This is a genomic window from Candidatus Cloacimonadota bacterium, assembly GCA_028706475.1.
GTDB lineage: Bacteria > Cloacimonadota > Cloacimonadia > Cloacimonadales > Cloacimonadaceae > UBA5456.
Window position 1 is genome coordinate 31,683 of sequence record JAQWBI010000014.1, and the last position, 14,819, is coordinate 46,501.

The 14,819-nt window shown below is 45.7% G+C and carries 12 protein-coding genes; 7 read left to right on the forward strand and 5 right to left on the reverse strand.

Annotation, left to right across the window (positions count from 1 at the left end; all coding sequences use genetic code 11):
- Window positions 1–386 precede the first annotated feature (386 nt).
- Genes PHF32_04215 through ftsY form a run of 3 tightly spaced genes read right to left on the reverse strand, consistent with a single transcriptional unit; the run spans window position 387 to window position 4,849 of the window.
- On the reverse strand, window positions 387–692 hold the full coding sequence (locus PHF32_04215) for a DUF3467 domain-containing protein (protein ID MDD4559932.1): 306 nt from the start codon (window positions 690–692) through the stop codon (window positions 387–389).
- A 3-nt stretch (window positions 693–695) separates the two neighbouring features.
- A complete protein-coding gene (locus tag PHF32_04220; GenBank protein ID MDD4559933.1) occupies window positions 696–3,902 on the reverse strand; it encodes an AAA domain-containing protein in 3,207 nt (1,068 codons plus the stop codon).
- Entirely contained in the window at window positions 3,899–4,849 is a 951-nt protein-coding gene (ftsY, locus tag PHF32_04225; GenBank protein ID MDD4559934.1) for a signal recognition particle-docking protein FtsY, read from the reverse strand. The genes PHF32_04220 and ftsY overlap by 4 nt, the downstream gene beginning before the upstream one ends.
- A 147-nt stretch (window positions 4,850–4,996) precedes the next feature.
- On the opposite strand from ftsY, the gene PHF32_04230 reads away from it, so the two are divergent.
- Genes PHF32_04230 through dusB form a run of 4 tightly spaced genes read left to right on the forward strand, consistent with a single transcriptional unit; the run spans window position 4,997 to window position 8,803 of the window.
- A complete protein-coding gene (locus PHF32_04230; GenBank protein MDD4559935.1) occupies window positions 4,997–5,581 on the forward strand; it encodes a hypothetical protein in 585 nt (194 codons plus the stop codon).
- On the forward strand, window positions 5,571–6,176 hold the full coding sequence (trmB, locus tag PHF32_04235) for a tRNA (guanosine(46)-N7)-methyltransferase TrmB (GenBank protein MDD4559936.1): 606 nt from the start codon (window positions 5,571–5,573) through the stop codon (window positions 6,174–6,176). The genes PHF32_04230 and trmB overlap by 11 nt, the downstream gene beginning before the upstream one ends.
- Before the next feature lie 7 nt (window positions 6,177–6,183).
- Complete coding sequence (locus PHF32_04240) at window positions 6,184–7,866, forward strand: GAF domain-containing protein (GenBank protein MDD4559937.1); 1,683 nt, start codon at window positions 6,184–6,186, stop codon at window positions 7,864–7,866.
- Window positions 7,859–8,803: a tRNA dihydrouridine synthase DusB gene (dusB, locus tag PHF32_04245; GenBank protein MDD4559938.1), complete on the forward strand. Its 945-nt coding sequence runs from the start codon at window positions 7,859–7,861 to the stop codon at window positions 8,801–8,803. The genes PHF32_04240 and dusB overlap by 8 nt, the downstream gene beginning before the upstream one ends.
- Here the strand turns inward: dusB and dinB are convergent, their stop codons facing one another.
- Window positions 8,804–9,895 (reverse strand): DNA polymerase IV, encoded by a 1,092-nt coding sequence (gene dinB, locus PHF32_04250; GenBank protein MDD4559939.1) that lies wholly within the window; start codon window positions 9,893–9,895, stop codon window positions 8,804–8,806. It abuts the gene before it with no gap.
- 421 nt (window positions 9,896–10,316) lie between these two features.
- On the opposite strand from dinB, the gene PHF32_04255 reads away from it, so the two are divergent.
- The 3 genes from PHF32_04255 (at window position 10,317) to PHF32_04265 (ending at window position 14,424) form a co-directional block, all read left to right on the forward strand.
- Window positions 10,317–12,014, forward strand: a complete 1,698-nt coding sequence (locus PHF32_04255) for a carboxypeptidase-like regulatory domain-containing protein (GenBank protein ID MDD4559940.1) — start codon at window positions 10,317–10,319, stop codon at window positions 12,012–12,014.
- A gap of 134 nt (window positions 12,015–12,148) precedes the next feature.
- Window positions 12,149–13,336 (forward strand): type III PLP-dependent enzyme, encoded by a 1,188-nt coding sequence (locus PHF32_04260; protein MDD4559941.1) that lies wholly within the window; start codon window positions 12,149–12,151, stop codon window positions 13,334–13,336.
- Complete coding sequence (locus PHF32_04265; GenBank protein ID MDD4559942.1) at window positions 13,336–14,424, forward strand: Ldh family oxidoreductase; 1,089 nt, start codon at window positions 13,336–13,338, stop codon at window positions 14,422–14,424. Before PHF32_04260 ends, PHF32_04265 begins: the two co-directional genes overlap by 1 nt.
- A gap of 27 nt (window positions 14,425–14,451) precedes the next feature.
- On the opposite strand, the gene PHF32_04270 is transcribed toward PHF32_04265, so the two are convergent.
- A partial coding sequence (locus tag PHF32_04270; protein MDD4559943.1) for a transposase occupies window positions 14,452–14,819 on the reverse strand: 368 nt, incomplete at its 5' end.

Here is a 14,819-nt window from a genome sequence, read left to right on the forward strand (position 1 = left end):
TCCAATTTGCCTGATAATCTACCAAACGGTTCAAGAGCTTTATTCCTCCTCTGGATTATCTATACTTGAACCTGATATCATCGGGTTATCATCGAGTGAACACAGGATGATAACACCTTGATATCAGCTTCAACACTGGATCGAACAAAGGGGAAGATAAAAATGACTCAAAAGCTCCCTTCGGTCGCTATGGCATTTCGTAGGTTACCACACCAAGCTTGACTCTAGTATCAACATCCTTTCCCATGAGCATATTGTAGACATTGGCATACTGCTCAGGAATACCGATATCACAAGGATAACATAGACTGGATGGCCGAGTGGAACTTGCCTCAATTATCGTTTTAGATTTAGATCGGGATTAGCTTCACACAAAGCATTATGGATCAAGTGGTTTTGAAGCCTACGGCTTTATTCTCTCCCTGGCCTTGCACCTTGATCTCGCCAAATTGATTCTCAAAGCTGTTGATGTTCTTTTCCAAAAGCTGTAGCAGTTGCTTGGCATGCATTGGGGTCATTACCACTCTGGAATAGATGCGGGCATCCGGCAATCCCGGCAGGATTCTTCCGCAGTCCATAATGAATTCTGAGGGGGAGTTTGTGATCATAAAGAAATTTGCATAGGTACCTTCACCTACTTTTTCGTCCAGCTTGATGTTAAGTTGTTTTTGAGGGGGATTTGGATTTGACATGTCTTACTCCTTGTCTAGAAAGTCGTGAATACTCAGTATCCTGCCATTTTGGCGGATGTTATCATACAATTTTGTAAAATGAACCGACGCCTTACACAGTGAACTGTTTGCGATCACTATCAGGCGGTTCCTGGCACGGGACAGGGCAACATTTAGCTTGCGATCCACTCTGCCGTCAGAGCTCAGAGATTGAAGGCTCCGCAGTCCCATGGTGTTTCGAATGGGAAAACACAGGATGATGCTGTCTCGCTCCGAGCCCTGATATCGCTCAACCGTGTCTATGCTGATATCTTTGATTTCCTGCCGCAAAGCGTGGATCATCAATCTGTAGGGTGCTACAATGCCCAGATCTTTCTGGAGATCATTTACCAGGCCGGCTTTGCGGTACAGATCCACCAACTTCACTATAGCTTTGGTTTGCAGAGGATCATAATAGTCATGAGGAGAGGGTGGGCATTCCAACCACAACAATCTGGTATCGATCTCCTCGGGTAGCAAACCGGTCTCCAATACCGCGCTTTGCTCTTTTAGGGACGCCCGCAAGCGGTTTTCGTAGTAGTGAGATACCAAAGCAGCGATCTCATTATGCATACGGTAGTGTCCGGTCAGCATTTCCAGATGCTTTTGCCAAGCCTTTTTATGGTAGAGCCTGAAGAGACGTTCCATCAAAGATTGATTGATATTATTATACTCCAACTCCTGTATAACTTCAGACTCAAAATGAAAACTGAGAGATTCCTGCATGGAGATGGCCGGAAGCTGGTTTTGGTCTCCGATCAGGATGGTCTTCGGAGCCATTGTTACTAATCCCAGGATCGAGCTTTCCAATATCTGAGATGCTTCATCCACAATGATCTCATCAAGCCCGGTCAAGCGCGTGAGATCCCGAATCCAGGCATTGGCACTTTGCACTGTAGCTACAAAAATCCGATTTTGTCTCAAAAGATGGTCAATCTCCTGATACCGTTTGTCGTGAATCAGGTTTTCGAGGAGTTCATCTTCGATATTCTGGGAGTTTCCGGTGCGTATGAAAGGTACATTCCGGGCCTTGAGGCACATGCATATCTCGTCCACGGCACGATTGGTAAAGCTGAGCACCATCAGCGTCTTCTTCGTATTCTTGAAGAATCGCTCAGTATAATTGCCGATCAAACCCGAGGTTTTACCCGTTCCGGGAGGACCTTGAACGATAAAGAGTTCACGAGCAGCCTGCATTCGAGCTAATATGGATTCTCTTTCATCTTTGGGGCAGTCCACATCGATGGCTGCAGGCTCACGAATGCCTAAAAACAGGTCCCTGGTGCTGATCTCGCTCTCCAGGAAAGTGGTTAGTGCTGAGAGCGGACCATAGAGATAGGACTCCAGCATATCGTGTTCCAGAGACCATGAGCTCTGGGGATTGAAGCGTCGTTTGATACCTCCGCGAATTCTTAAACACAGATTGTCCTTATCCATACGGGTGATCACACCGCGAATGATTTCCTGTTTATCCACTCTTTTGTGTTCTTCGTAAAACACCACTATGTCGCCCTGGCGAAAATCCGATATCCCGGGGTCTTCGCTGTAGCTCAATTTGATTTCGCGCTGATTGGAATCCTCAATATGCAGACCCTTGATTATCTTGCCTTGCTTTTCCACCGGAGACAATCTCCACAGGGCATTGTGCCCGTATTGAGCTTCGCTATTCGCAGCGCCAGTCTTCACATACCAAATCTCCCGTATCACGCGCTTCACTTGTTCGCAAAACCATTCATACTCAAAATCTCTGATACTATTCTTCAGCCGTTTGAAACGTTGCAGAGCTTCTGCGCTGAAGACACTGTAGGTCTTTTCATCCTGCTTTGCCAGCCAGTCAAAGAAGATGCGAGGATTTTCACTGAGAAGATGCATTATTCCCACTATTCTATTGCGACAATGCATCAAATTCTGTTCCAAAAGAGGTATATTGGCTACATTCCGCAAAGGTTTGTCCATGCTGGCAGAATAGAAGATTGAGCTGGATCCCAAGTTGCCTGCGCCATAAGCGCAACGGATAATCATATTGTAGGCCACAACCTGATATAACTGATTAGGCCAAACATCATTGGGATGAGCTTTGCCGCTCTTTAGCTCTACAATATTGTATTTTCCTTTGTTTTTGTAGAGCAGATCCAATCTTCCCTGTAGTCCGTATGCGGGACATAAGAAAGACGGTTCCAATAGCAGGTCATCTTCGGGAACATCGGCACAGAAAGCTCTTACCGTTTGCAGATGGCCGATTTCGATCTCACGATAGATTTCCATAGCGCAGTTTTGTCCCAAAGCCACCATTGGTATTGGCATCTGAGACAATCCACACTTAAAGAGGTCAAGATAATCCAGATCAGGTTGATGGATCAGTTCGTCGAAGATACTGTTTACCATCCGGCCTAGAAGCATGCTTTCGGAGCTTGCTTCTCCAAACAGGCGATTCAATACATAAAGCTCTGGCGCAGATTTGTCTTTATCCATACATTCAGCAATGGAAGAGGCATCGATCAAGAAGTCCGGTTCCAATACCACGATGCTGCGAGGATTATCTACATAGAAATTGGCTTTTCCCGCTACTTCACTCAGTTCCAGACAATGCAAGTTTGCATAAGGCCATAAGCTGGGCATCAAGGAACTGAATTTGGCTTTCTCCGGATGCTTGCTGTCATCCCGCAGAAGGATGCTTACCTCTTCGTTATCTTCGTTGATGGCTTGTATTTCCAGCCCGGCAATACTAGCCCCGGACATATAGAATTGATGGCTTTTCAATATGCAGTGGAAACTGTGTTTCTTACTATGGCTATGTCTGGGAAGTTCCGGAGCGTCTTTTACCACATCTTCAAGGAGAGGATAGCTAAGCTCTGGACACACAAACTTCAATAGCTCATAGATGCTTTTGGCGCCTGCAATTACTGCACCAGCAGGTATCTCGGCAATTTCTTCATGAGCTGCTCTATTGGCCAATATCCGAAGTGTGTTCAGCCGTCTTACCAACTCCGCTGGGACGTCGTTGTTATCGTGAAAGTATTGCATGCGGGCAAAGAGCCCGTTGAATACCAAAGGTACGTTCATAAGCAGTTCTTTATATATGTGTTCCAGTAGTTTGCGCTGAAACACCAGTAAGGCACCTTCACCGCCCTCAGGACTGAGGATATTATGCAGTCTTTCAGCCAGTTCCAGGGCTTTTTCTTTGTCTATCATTCAGCTTCGGGCTCGGCTTCCTTTGAAAAAAAGGCTTTTACAAAACGCACGGCATGGAAATTCTCGATGTCGTCGATCTGTTCACCTACTCCCAGTAAACGCACAGGAATCTCCAGGTTTTCTTTGATGTTGAAGATGATCCCACCTTTTGCGGTACCATCGAACTTTGTGAGGGCAATACCGGTAAGCTTGATGGACTCGTTGAAGTGTTTTGCTTGCGAGATTGCGTTTTGCCCGGTAGTGCTATCTACCACCAGAATGGTCTCATGAGGGGCATCCGGACAAGCTTTCTTGATGACCCGATCAATCTTTTGCAGCTCTTTCATCAGGCGGTCTTTGGTGTGTTGCCGGCCTGCAGTATCGATCAGCACGATGTCAAACTTCTTTGCCACTGCTGATGCTACACCGTCGTATATCACAGAAGCGGGATCCCGTTCCGGTTCCGAGCGCATAATTTCTACACCAGCGCGCTCTGCCCAGATGGCCACCTGCTCTATAGCTGCTGCGCGGAAGGTATCTCCGGCAATTATCAAAACCTTCTTTCCGGCTTTTGCAAAAAGATTCGCTACCTTGCCTATAGTGGTGGTCTTCCCTGTCCCGTTAACTCCCACAAATGCTATCACATAGGGTTGTAGGGCAGGAGTATTAAAGAAGTCTCTCTCCTCCTCAATGTCTTTGAACAAGATATTCTGCATGATATCCACCAGGTAGATTTGTACTACTTCAGGATCAGTTATCTTGTCTTCCTTCACTTCTTTCCGCAGACTCGAAATGATCTTTTCCGCCATCATAGTGCCTGTATCGTTTTTGATTAGTATCTCTTCCAGTTCGTCATATAGTTCGTCGTCTATAACACCGCGAACACGCACGGTCTCCGCGATTTTATCGATAAAGCCGGATTTGGATTTTGTGAGTTTGTCCCTTAGGCTTTTTAGTTTACTGAGCATCAGATTTCTCCATTTTCTGCGTGATTATCATTGACATAATGATCATGTGAGATAAGTTTGCAATACTGGCTGGGACGTCAATGAAAATTGTTTATGCTGTATTCATAGCACACAGCCACACAGAATTTGATTAACAATGAGGAATACATGAACAGATTTAGAATGCAATACTTGCTAGTCATCTTGTTCCCAGTATTGGGAGCCTTGCTGGGCAGTTTACTTTACAAAGAACAGATCAGCACAAAGGGTCTTAGTTTGGTACATATCGCTGTTGCTGCTGCTTTTTTGACCGGAGTAATAGCTTTTTTCCAATACTATTTAAAAAGCATCTTGCAATGGGGAGCAGCTATTCTTTTGTCCATACTTTACGCAGCAGGCACGCTGGCGATGGTGGATGCTCCACTGAGCATTCTAGCTCTGATCTTGCCCAATCTACTTTTTGCGCTTGTTAGCATCGTGATCGTAAGATACGTGTTCTTCAACAAGTCCATCATCCGCTTGCGCACACTGTTTATGGGTGTGTGCGGCGGTATCATGCTCAGTTTGTATCTTGCTTCGATGTATCTCATTTTGAGTATCGAACTCATAGAAGGATTTTGGCAAACTGCCTTTGTTTATGGACTTATTGTCTATGTGTTTTCAGCTTTCGGGATGTCGGTTGCAGATCTGATCATCTTGCAATCTGAAGTTCGACAATTGCGTAAAGAGGAAGAAAGCGACGATGCTCAGTGACCGGGATTTCTTCGTAACAGAGCCTGCCGAAGGGGACTTGCTAAACTCTCTGTTTGAAGACGATCATCCCCTATACATAGAGATAGGATCCGGAAAAGGGGAGTTTATTTCCCGCTACCCCATCAGCCACCCTGAATGGAACTTCATCGGTATGGAGATGAGCGAAAAACGCATCCGCAATTGTTTGAAAAAGCTCTCCGTGCAGGCAAATCCTAATGTTCGCCTGGTACGCAAGTTTGTAGATGCCAGCCTTACTCAGCTTTTTAAAGCCTCCAGCATTAGCGGCATCTTTATCCAGCATCCTGATCCCTGGCCCAAACGCAGACATCACCGGCGACGCCTGATCCAGCAAGACCTACTGAACGCCATGGCTCATATATTGATCCCCGGAGCGCAGGTACAGATATCAACTGACCACAGTGAATATGCATCCTGGATTGTGGAGGAGTTCTTGCAAAATCCTCACTACACCTCTTTGCAGGACGATCCCATCCAATTGCATCCCAATCTGGACGAGCATATTGTTACCTGGTTTGAAGAAGAACAGCGTAAGCATGGGTACCACCCCTATTTTATGCTTTTCGAACGCATTTGAGGTAGATATGGATTACACATTCAGTTCAAATAAACAAGTAAACAAGACTCTGAATCTGGTAGTACAAATAATCACAGACATGGCTGAAGACCAGATCAGGCACATTCAGCAGCTCACGCGAATTGGCCAGTCTCTTTCCAGCGAGACCGATCTGGACAAGATCTTTGAGATGATTCTGGATGAAGGTATTGCCTTTACCAGAGCGGACGCTGCCACCATCTACAAGGTAAGCGAAGACGCGCGCTTTTTGGAGTTTGAGCTGGTGTATAATGCAACGCTGAATATGCGTCAAGGAGGCTCAAACGATCCCATTCGCTGGAATCCGGTTCCCCTTTATGACGCCGATGGCAACAAAGTGATTTCTCACATAGTTTCAGCAGTATATCACAATAAACATAGCCTTTGTTTCGATGATGTGTATCAGGCAACGGAATACGACATCAGCGGAACCTTGATGAGCGATAAAAGGAACAATTACCGCTGCAAAGCTATGCTTACCATTCCGTTGAAAGACCATGAAGACACCGTGCTCGGAGTAATTCAATTCATTAACCCCCTGGATGACGAGAATGAGATCATCAGCTTCAGCCCAGAACACAAGACCATGCTCTCCTCCCTATCGTCCCAGGCAGCTATTGCGCTTTCCAATCGCAAACTAATCGCCAGTTTGGAAGACCTCTTGATGCAATTTATGCGCTCTATCGCAGGAGCTATTGAGAAGAAGAGTAAGTACAGCTCCGATCACATCACTCGCGTTGCCTTACTCACAGACATGATTGCCGAAAAGATAAATATCGCAGACAGCGGTCCTTTTGCCCAAATCCATTTCAGCGAAGACCAACTGAAAGAGATCTCGATGGCAGGCTGGATGCACGACATCGGCAAGATCATCACCCCAGAATTTGTGATGGATAAGAGTTGCAAGCTGGAACGGATTATGGATGGCTTTGCCTTGGTTCAAGCTCGTGCCTTCCATCTCAGAACTCTTATCAAATACCTCGAACTGAAGCTTAGCAAGCAAGACTTTGCCTGCTTTGTGCAAGATAAACTGGGCTGCGTGGAGCAAGATCCCATTAGTTACATCGATGAGGCAATCGAGTTTATCCGCAAGCTGAATATCGGGGGCGAGTTTGTGCCCGATCCTGTAATAGCACGCATGGAAGCCCTTGCTGAAATCAACTTTGAATACGAAGGTGAACATTATTATCTCCTGGATGAAACCGATAAGAAAAACCTCAGCATCCGCCGCGGTACTCTGAATTCCGAAGAAATCCAGATCATGCGTGCACATGTATCAGTTACCTGGGATATGTTGTCCCAACTAAGCTTCCCAAAGAAGTATAGCAATGTTGCATACTATGCGGCTACTCACCATGAAGCTTTGAACGGAAAAGGCTATCCCCAAGGCCTGGAGGCTTTGAAACTGCCCCTACAATCTCGTATGATTGCCATTGCAGATATCTTTGAAGCGCTCACTTCTGCAGACAGACCCTACAAAAAAGCCAAAACCCTTTCCGAATCCCTCACCATCATGGCCTTCATGGTGAAGGACGGCCATTTGGATGCTGACCTGGTGGATTTCTTTTTGGATAGCGGGCTATATCTGGAATTTGCCAAGGACAGGATGCACTCTTCCCAGATAGATGACGTAAACATTGCAGCCATCAAGAGCAAATACCATCTTGGCTGACACTCCCCTATATCTGGCTCCCCTAGCAGGCTACACAGACCGTGCCTTTCGCGAGCTCTGTAAAGACTGGCAGGCTGACTATCTGCTTAGCGAGATGGTGAGTGCAGACGGTTTGATTCGCGACCAGAAGAGAACCCTTGCTTTTGTGCTGTTTTCAGATAAAGAACGCCCTTACGGTGTACAGATATTTGGCTCGAATCCTTTGGTGATGGCACGAGCAGCCGAAGCCTTACTGCCCTATAAGCCGGATTTCATCGATATAAATATGGGCTGCCCGGTAAAGAAAGTAGTAAAGAGAGGAGCGGGTTCGGCTCTGATGCAAGCCCCCACTCAGGCATCAGAGATTGTGAAAGCTGTTAAGTCCGTCACTCAGGGACAGCTCCCCCTTAGCGTCAAGTTTCGTAGCGGATGGGATTCCAGCAACATCAATTACATGGATTTTGGTCTTTTAATGCAGGAAAGCGGAGCCGATATCCTCTGCCTTCACCCGCGTACAAGCAAACAGATGTTTTCCGGTCTGAGTAACTGGGAACATATCAAAAATTTAAAACAAGCCCTTAGCATTCCGCTAATCGGGAATGGCGACATAGACAGCCCTGAGAGTGCCAAACAGATGATAGAGGATACCCATTGCGATGCCATCATGATCGGCCGCGGTGCTTTGGGACGCCCATGGCTCTTTGCTCAGATCAAGGAATACCTGCGCTACGGCGAGTATAGTCCCATCACAAAGGACAAGCTACTGGATACTGCCCTGCGCCATATTGACAATGCCCTTGCTTACAAGGAAGAACACCTGGTGGTTCGCGAAATGCGCTCGCAATTGTGTCACTATATCAAAGCCGCACCCGGAAGCAAGGAGATAAGAGAAAGAATCAACCATGCTCAAAGCGTTTTAGAGCTAAAAGAGCATTTAAGCAGGTGGCTGCGGATTTAGTTAATCGCCATTTTGTCCTGCCTTGGAACCAGATAAATCCAGTTCCAATTGATCGTAATCATTTTCACAATCCAGCTTGCCCACTCCCAAGCCTAATAGCCGTACTTTTCGGGAAGCGTCCCAATTTGCTATCAGTAACTGTTCTGCAAAGCTATAGATTATCTCCTTATCGTTGCTCGGTTCCGGCAAAGTGCTGCTCCGGGTTATCAGTTCGAAATTTGCATACTTAATCTTTAAGGTAAGACTAGTGCCCTGGATATTCTTATAGCACATTCTGCTGGAGAGTTTATCTGCCAGAGCCCGGATTTTGATGAGCAGTTCATCCAAATTGCCGATATCTTCATAATAGGTGTTCTCACAACTGATGGACTTTGGTTCCCAATAGGTTACTACATCGCGGTCATCGATGCCCCTCACCACATTGTAGTAGAAATGACCGGCCTTACCAAAGTGTTTGACAAGATCCCTAAGACTGCGATCATACAGGTCTTTTCCAGTATTGATCCCCATTTTCCGCATACGGGCAGCCGTCACTTTCCCGATCCCATGGAATTTGCCGATGGGTAACGCAAATAGGATATCCTGGGCATTTTCTGGGGTGATGATCGCCAATCCATCGGGCTTGTTCAGATCCGAGCCGATCTTGGCTAAAAACTTGTTGAAAGAAACTCCAGCACTGCAACTGAGACGGGTTTGCTTCTTCACTTCATCCTTGATCATGCGCGCAATCTTTACCGGATCAGCTTCGCCCATTTTATTCTGAGTAACATCCAGATAAGCTTCATCTAGGCTCATCGGCTCCACCATGTCCGTCCAGGAATGGAATACCTCGCGAATCTGTTTTGAAATCTCGCCATAAAGCTTGAAATGGCTATGCACAAACACTGCCTGAGGACACAGTTTCCAGGCCTGAAACGAAGACATCCCGCTATGAACATCATATTTCCGCGCTTCGTAGGAACAAGTGGACACAACTCCCCTGCTGTGAGGCGAACCGCCCACAATCACGCATTTACCTTTCAGAGATGGATTTTCACGTATCTCTATGGCGGCAAAATAGGCATCCATATCGATGTGAATGATCTTTTTCACGAGAACAAATGAGCGTTGACCACGAAAAAAGTCAAGTATAAAGGGATTCCCGGATTGTTACGTGGCACAATTCTGACAACTGCCAACAAGGCAATACTGCATTCACTTCGGACTGCTCTTGCGAACCATACCCTGAATCTCATTGAGTGCCGAAGTAGATATAAAGGCGTTATAAAGCTGTCGTCACTCGATGATCACTCGATTATATGTACTTCAAAACCGGATGGAGCACAGAGAGAAGATAGTTACTGTACACGCAGCTCTTCAAAATATCATTTATATCGGTTAACCTACTGAATTCCTTTTTTTTTACGCATATTCTATTTGACATCTGTGTAGTACATTGTATCTTATGTTGTATAATATGCAGAGATATTGATATCAGATGTATCAAAAACCCAAAAAAAAGGAAAAACAAGTGATGAGCAGAAGAATGACGTTGCTTCGACTCCTGTTTTCATTAATTATTGTATTTATGCTCTTTGTCTCTGCCTGCGACAAAGACAACAAGAAAAAACCCACAATCCCAAGCATGGATTTCGGTGTTGTGGCAGGTACCGTTTACTCCCCCGGTAGAGCTGTGCTGGAGGGTGCGACGGTTTCTGTGGGAGATATTTCCGACACTACCGATAGTAATGGTAGATTCACTCTCAGTGGTATCGATGCATCAGATAAGGTGTTGGTCAATTTCGCGATGGAGGGCAGAGCTTCCACTCAGAAAGTGGTGGACATAAGTGAAGGAAGGACCAGCTATGTGTCTGCCACACTGTTTCAGGTTTACGAAGGCACATATTCCGGTACCGATGAGATCAATATCGATGCTACAATTGCCCTAAACATCCCGGCAGCTGCATTTATGACAACAGATGGCCAGGCCTATACGGGAACAGTAAGGGCAGATGTCCGCTACTTTGATCCCACCGATCCAGAATGCTTGGACACGTTTCCGGGCAATTTTTCGGGGATTCAGACCGATGGTAGCACCACGATGTTCGAATCCTACGGCTTTGTCTCTGCGTCCTTCAGAAATGCCAGTGACCCTAGCCAGGAATTGCAATTGGCAGAAGGTAAAGAAGCAGAGTTGATCGCACCAATTCCATATTCTCTACTGGAAAATGCTCCTGACACAATGCCTCTTTGGTATTATGATGAAGAGACCGGGAACTGGATGGAAGAAGGTTTAGCCTCCAAAGTGGGTAGTTACTACGTGGGTAACGTGAGCCACTTCTCCTATTGGAATTTCGACCATCCCGTGGTTGTCGACGATCAAGCGACACTCACGGGTAAGGTAACTGCGGCAGACAGAGATGACCCTATAGCTGGAGCCCAGGTAGTTGCGACAGGTGTAGTTTATGCAGGATACACAAATACTTACACTGACGAAAACGGTGATTTCAGCATAGTAGTAAAGGCAAATTCCACTGTGAAGCTTCAAGCTTTTTCTGGAACATCTGCCAGCTCCATGACGGGAGAAATAGCAACTCCTGATGGAGGCCAAAGCGCTGCTGTGGATGACCTTGTGATTCAAGACCGCAGCTTTATGATAATGGGTAAAATGGTGGATTCCGAAGGCGAGCCTGTTTCTGGCTGGGGACAAGTATTTCAATTGAATATCCCCCATGGAGACATGGGATTCAGCGCTTGGCTGACTATTGAAGAAGATGGAAGTTTTAGTGTAAATGCTTCGCATTATGATAATACTACCAGCTTCGACATAATATTCAGTTTGAGTATGAGAGGATATTTGTATTCGGCAGCAATTCCCTTTGTAGTTCCCCAACCCGGTAATGTGTGGGATTTTGGTGAGATAACCATGGTTCCTGGAGGAATACTGACTGGACGGATACAGAGCGACGATGGCGAATATCTGGGGGATAAATGGGTGTATTTCAATACTGTAGATGAAACTGGAGGCGAAGGCGGACACTTCAGCGCAGAAACCGACGCCGATGGATACTTCAGCATTGTAGGCCCGCCAAACACGACCTTAACCCGGATGAAAGCAAGCATATGGGAAAATGAAGCTAATTATGTGTCGGATGTCCTATCCCTGAACTTCCCCGCTTCGGGTGGAACCAGCAGCATAGGTATCATCACAGTATATTATATTGGTGAATAACACTATATACGAATTACTCGCCGTCCCAATCTCAGGGCGGCGTTTTTTATCTCCATTTTTGAGCAGATATTCAATTGACATGATTATGCCAGCGAAATAAATTGATCTAATTATTGTGTGCTGAGGACTATGCCATGTATAAAGAGCCTTATCAGTTCGATGTAGAACGATTCATTGACCCTGGGAGATTTGCGAAAATCCGGAATTTTTCCCAAAAGCTGCCCACTCCTACTCTGATCGTAGATTTGGACATCGTTGCCCAAAGATACGATGAACTTCACAAGAATTTCCCCATCGCAGACATCTACTTTGCGGTGAAAGCTAATCCCATGATAGAGATATTACAACTCCTGAAAGATCGGCATTCATGCTTTGACATTGCCTCTCGCTATGAATTGGATATGATGCTGAATATGGGAGTGTCTCCGGACAAACTAAGCTACGGCAATACCATCAAGAAAAAAACCGATTTGGCGTATTTCTACGAAAAAGGTGTGCGGCTCTTTGCCACAGATAGCGAATCTGATTTGATCAATATTGCAGAAGTAGCACCTGATGCCAGAGTGTTTTTCAGGATTTTGACCGAGGGCACCGGAGCGGACTGGCCGCTCTCCCGTAAATTCGGTGCACATGCCGACATCTTGTATAACCTTATCCTGCAGGCTGATGAACTGGGATTGAAGCCCTATGGCCTCTCTTTTCATGTAGGTTCTCAACAGCGCGATATTGGTCAGTGGGACGACGCCATAGCTCGCTGTAAATATTTGTTTGACGCCGTAGCGGAACATGGGGTGGAATTGGAAATGATCAATTTGGGCGGTGGATTTCCAGCCAGTTATGTGGATCCTGCTTTTACTCTTGCAGATTACACAGAGGAAATCATGCGTTTCCTCACAGAAGATTTTGGTGAGAATATGCCCAGGATCATTTTGGAACCTGGACGTTCCCTGGTAGCCGATGCGGGCATCATCACCTCTGAAGTGATCAACATCACCCGAAAGTCCAAAAACAACATGTATCAATGGGTGTATCTGGATATCGGAAAGTTTGGTGGCTTGATTGAAACCATCGATGAATCCATCAAATTCCCCATCTATTTTGAACGTGAGGGTATGGCGGATGAGATCATTCTGGCCGGACCTACTTGCGATAGCATGGATATTTTGTATGAGAACTACAAATATCACATGCCGGATACTACTCAAGCCGGAGACAGAGTGTATATCTTTACTACCGGAGCATACACAAGAAGTTATTCTGCTATCTGTTTCAACGGCTTTCCACCTCTAAACGCTGTAGCAATTAAAACAGGAGAATTATAATGATGTATTTATCTGTAGAAACTATGCACGACTTTATAGTTCAAGTTTTCACCAAGATCGGAGTACCTACCACAGACGCCCGTATATGTGCCGATGTGTTGATCGCTAGCGACCTGCGGGGTATTGAATCTCACGGAATCGGACGGTTTAAGATGTATTATGACCGCATTAAGCAAGGCATCCAAAACCCTGTTACTCAAATCGAGGTGATCCGGGATAAATACGCCACAGCAGTATGGGATGGTAATCATGGAATGGGGCATGTAATAGCACATAGAGCTATGCAGAAAGCCATTGAAAAAGCACAACTCTATGGGATTGGAAGCGTAGCAGTACGCAACAGTACCCATTACGGAATCTGCGGATACTATGCTGATATGGCCACAAAGCAAGACATGATCGGCCTTACCTTTACAAATGCCCGGCCTTCCATTTGCCCCACTCACGGGGTTCAACCACTGTTGGGAACAAATCCGATCTGTTTCGGAGCCCCTACAAATCTGCCTTATCCCTTCATCTACGACGCCGCTACATCGATTTCACAGCGGGGGAAAATCGAACAATATGCCCGCGAAGAAAGAGATACTCCACCCTATTGGGCGATTAACCTTCAAGGAGAGCCCCAAACTGATACTAAAAAGCTCTTACTAGACCTGGTGGAACAGACTGCATGCATGCTTCCCTTAGGCGGAACTGAAGAAGTAACCGGAAGTCACAAGGGCTACGGTCTGGGCACGATGGTGGAAATATTATGTGCTGCACTGCAAAACGGAAGCTACTTAAATGGATTATGGGGCAGAGACGCAGAAGGAAAGGCAGTTCCCTATCGGTTGGGACATTTCTTTATGGCCATCAATATCGATTTCTTCACTGAAGTGGAAGATTTCAAACAGATCTGCAGCGATATCTGCGTACAGCTACAAGAATCACGCAAACTCCCAGGACATGATCGCATCTGGGTTGCAGGTGAAAAAGAGTATGAGAAAGAGCTGGAAGTAAGGGAAAAGGGAATCCCCATTATACCAAATCTTGCAGCCAATATTCGAAGCATTCAGGAAGAACTGAAGACAAAGATAATCGATATATAAGCCTTGATCTGGCATTCCCCCATTTTTTTAATTGAGCCTAATTTTGATTTGCCATTGGTCTCGTCGTTCTTCAATACTGGGTCTTCGTTTATATTGGATGATTTGATTGATGCAGATATTCAAGACATCGGTTATGCGATAATAGATGAACTCTTTGGGCTTAGTCCAGTCTTTCTTTACATATTTCAATAGTTTAGGGAAGCCGATAGCCAGGATGTGGACATAGTCTTTGCATTTGTATATGAAGTACAAGGCCAGAGCCATAAAGGCATTGAGATTTTTCATGCCTTGATAGCTGCCTAAACGCATGCTTTCCCATCTCATGCTCTGCTTCATTTGGCGATGCACTTCTTCAATAGCCCAGCGTTTTTTATATATATATCGATAATCTGATC

Coding starts and splice junctions, on each gene's coding strand:
- PHF32_04215 (MDD4559932.1), bottom strand. CDS start 692: ATGTCAAATCCAAATCCCCCTCAAAAACAACTTAACATCAAGCTGGAC.
- PHF32_04220 (MDD4559933.1), bottom strand. CDS start 3,902: ATGATAGACAAAGAAAAAGCCCTGGAACTGGCTGAAAGACTGCATAAT.
- ftsY (MDD4559934.1), bottom strand. CDS start 4,849: ATGCTCAGTAAACTAAAAAGCCTAAGGGACAAACTCACAAAATCCAAA.
- PHF32_04230 (MDD4559935.1), top strand. CDS start 4,997: ATGAACAGATTTAGAATGCAATACTTGCTAGTCATCTTGTTCCCAGTA.
- trmB (MDD4559936.1), top strand. CDS start 5,571: ATGCTCAGTGACCGGGATTTCTTCGTAACAGAGCCTGCCGAAGGGGAC.
- PHF32_04240 (MDD4559937.1), top strand. CDS start 6,184: ATGGATTACACATTCAGTTCAAATAAACAAGTAAACAAGACTCTGAAT.
- PHF32_04255 (MDD4559940.1), top strand. CDS start 10,317: ATGAGCAGAAGAATGACGTTGCTTCGACTCCTGTTTTCATTAATTATT.
- PHF32_04260 (MDD4559941.1), top strand. CDS start 12,149: ATGTATAAAGAGCCTTATCAGTTCGATGTAGAACGATTCATTGACCCT.
- PHF32_04265 (MDD4559942.1), top strand. CDS start 13,336: ATGATGTATTTATCTGTAGAAACTATGCACGACTTTATAGTTCAAGTT.